Source organism: Sulfurimonas sp. (genome assembly GCF_014859695.1).
Lineage (GTDB): Bacteria > Campylobacterota > Campylobacteria > Campylobacterales > Sulfurimonadaceae > Sulfurimonas.
In genome coordinates, this window is record NZ_JACUTS010000139.1 from 1 (window position 1) to 2,894 (window position 2,894).

Genomic DNA, 2,894 nt, shown 5'->3' on the forward strand with positions numbered 1-2,894 from the left:
AAATATTTTTTAAATGCTTCGACAATGGCGCTCTGTTCAAGCTTTTTTATTCTCTCTTCTAGTGAATCTACACTCTCATCAATGTTTAGTTTTAACTCTTTTTGCAGAATAATTTTTCCGCTGTCATACTCGGTATCTACTTCGTGGATAGTTACACCGCTCACATTTTCTCTGTTTTTTATTACTGCTTCATGCACGCGGCGGCCATACATTCCTAAGCCACCATATTTTGGAAGAAGTGCCGGGTGGGAGTTTATAACCTGAAAGTTTTTTGTTATGCTGTCGCCTACTTTTTTCATATAGCCTGATAGAAAAATATATTTGCAGTTCTGTTCGCGCAGAAGTTCTTCTATTTTTTCATCAGGATTTGCATCTGTTTTTGAGTTTACAACCAGATTTTTTATGCCGTAATCAGTTGCGTTTTGCAGAACTGTTGCGTTTGAGTTGTTTGATATGACTAAAACAATCTCTATGTCTATCTCTTTTTTCTCTGCGGCTTTATAAAGCGCGCTAAACCCGCTTCCGTTGTGTGAGGCGAGTATTGCAACTTTTTTCACTAGAGCTCTTTTACGCTGTTTTTAAACAAGTCGCCTCTGTGTGCGTATGAAGTAAATTCATCAAGACTTGCCGCTGCCGGAGAGAGTAGTGCGACCTCGTCATTTTTTAGATTTTTATCTATTTTTGCAACTGCATCTGCGAGGTTTTTGCAAAGTTCAAACTCTACGCCGTATTGGCGTGCGAGATTTGAGAGTTTCTCTTTGTTTGAGCCAATATTGTAAATCTTGACATCACAATTTTGCAGATATACAAAGAGTTCATTTAAATCAACACCCTTATCGTCGCCGCCCAAAATCAGATGTACATGTAGATCTTCGTATCGCTTCATGGCGACTATCGTTGCATCAAGGTTTGTTGCCTTTGTGTCGTTTACCCACAAGCGATTTTTGGAGTCTCTTAGCTCCTCTTGCCTGTGAGAGTCAATAACAAATGAGTTGATTTTTTCATAATCCACTCTGTCAAAGAGTATCTTCTCAACCGCCATCGCCAAAAGCGCGTCCATCAAAAATGCGCCCTTGAAGTTTACTTTTGCGCTCTCTATCTCAAAGCGTGATGCCAAATCTCTCTCATCTTTGTAGCTAATCACATGGGCTGCTGTTTTTACATCTTTATATGCCTCGGGGATGATTGCAATCTCTCCCTCGCCCATCATAGTGATAGGCTTTAGTTTTGCGCTTACATACTCACTCATATCCCCATGCCAGCTTAGATGATCGGGTGTTATAGGAAGCAGTACATAGATATTTGGTGCGGCTCTGTTTGTGTAGTGGGTTGTAAATGAGCTTGTCTCAAGTATCCACAAACTTGCCTCTAAATCAAGCTCGCCCAGAGGTGTACCGATGTTGCCGCCTGCCTGTGAGCCTCTCTCTTGTAGCAGATGCTGCATCATCTGCGTTGTAGTAGTTTTGCCGTTTGTTCCGCTAATCCATACACATAGAGGAGCAATGTCTGCAAAAACATCATACTCGCTTATGAGATTTTTTGCTTTTTTTATAAGCTGGTTTGATGGAGGGATTCCGGGAGATGGAACCTCCAAATCAGAGTATTTTGGATTGAAATCGGATGAGGGTTTTACCTTAAAACCGTTCTCGTCTTTAAAGGGTTTTGTGCATTTGTCATCATAAAAGATTGAATTAGGATATTTTTTTGCCAGCGCTTTTGTGGTTTTGCCATATCCAAAGAGAGAGACTCGTAACATCAGCGAATCTTTAGTGAGATGAGGGCTACGATGTTGGACAAAATGGCAATAATCCAAAATCTAACGATTATCTTGTTCTCCGCCCAATGTTTCATCTCAAAATGGTGGTGAATAGGCGCCATCAAAAATACTCTCTTTTTTCTCAGTTTGTAGCTTCCCACTTGGAGTATTACTGAGAGTGTTTCTATGACAAAGATGGAGCCGATAAGAAGAAGAAGAATCTCGCTTTTGGAGATAATGGCAAGGTAGCCTAAGAATGCGCCTAGAGTTAGAGAACCGCTATCTCCCATGAAGATTTCCGCAGGATGGCAGTTGTACCACAAAAACCCTGTAAGCGCTCCAATAAGGGCACTTGAGACTATTGCCACCTCTCCTATGTTTATGTTTGGCATAAGCAGGTAGGAGCTGATTACCGCATTTCCCGTTATGTAGATTATGATGCTAAATGAGGTAAGTGCTATGATGGATGGTACCGTGGCAAGACCGTCAAGCCCGTCGGTAAGGTTGACTGCATTTGAAGTGGCTATTATGACAAGAACCCAGAAGATAACCGAAAATCCGCCCATGTCACATACAGGATTTTTAATAAATGGTATATAAAGGTCTGTGTTGAAATCCGGTGCTATATACAAAAACATGGCAATCGCAATTGCAGAGACAATCTGTAAAAAGAGTTTGGTTCTAGCTTTTAGACCTGCAAGGTTTTCGTTTTTTTTGATTTTTGCATAGTCGTCTTTAAAGCCTATAAGAACAAATAAAAAGAGTGTAAGAATCGCTCCAAGAGCATAGATGTTTGAGAATTTTATAGTAATCAAAGAGGCTAAAATAGTTGAAAAAATAAAAACTATCCCGCCCATGGTCGGTGTTTTTGCTTTGCCTTGATGACGCTCGGGCGCCCAGCTGTTAATGGGCTGAACACTTGATGTTCTCTGTGCCCATCTTATAAAACGAGGAAGCAAATAGAGAGTAAAAAAAAGTGCCAAAAAGAAAGCTATTCCGGCACGAATCGTTATGTATCCAAGCAGATTTATATGAAAAATTTCTGAAAGCCAGTATAGCAAAATTAATTGTCCTTAATTAAAGTAACTGACCTTACGCACTTTTGTAAAAAAGTTCGTAAATACCTCTAATTTTCTCG

At 40.2% G+C, this 2,894-nt stretch carries 3 protein-coding genes; all 3 read right to left on the reverse strand.

Features of this window, described 5'->3' with window-relative positions:
- On the reverse strand, positions 1-557 hold a 557-nt coding region (locus IBX42_RS11925), incomplete at its 3' end, for a phosphoribosylglycinamide formyltransferase (RefSeq protein WP_294933154.1).
- Positions 557-1,756, reverse strand: a complete 1,200-nt coding sequence (gene murD / locus IBX42_RS11930; RefSeq protein ID WP_294933155.1) for a UDP-N-acetylmuramoyl-L-alanine--D-glutamate ligase — start codon at positions 1,754-1,756, stop codon at positions 557-559. The genes IBX42_RS11925 and murD, both read right to left, overlap by 1 nt.
- On the reverse strand, positions 1,756-2,817 hold the full coding sequence (gene mraY, locus IBX42_RS11935) for a phospho-N-acetylmuramoyl-pentapeptide-transferase (RefSeq protein ID WP_294933156.1): 1,062 nt from the start codon (positions 2,815-2,817) through the stop codon (positions 1,756-1,758). The genes murD and mraY overlap by 1 nt, the downstream gene beginning before the upstream one ends.
- Positions 2,818-2,894 lie beyond the last annotated feature (77 nt).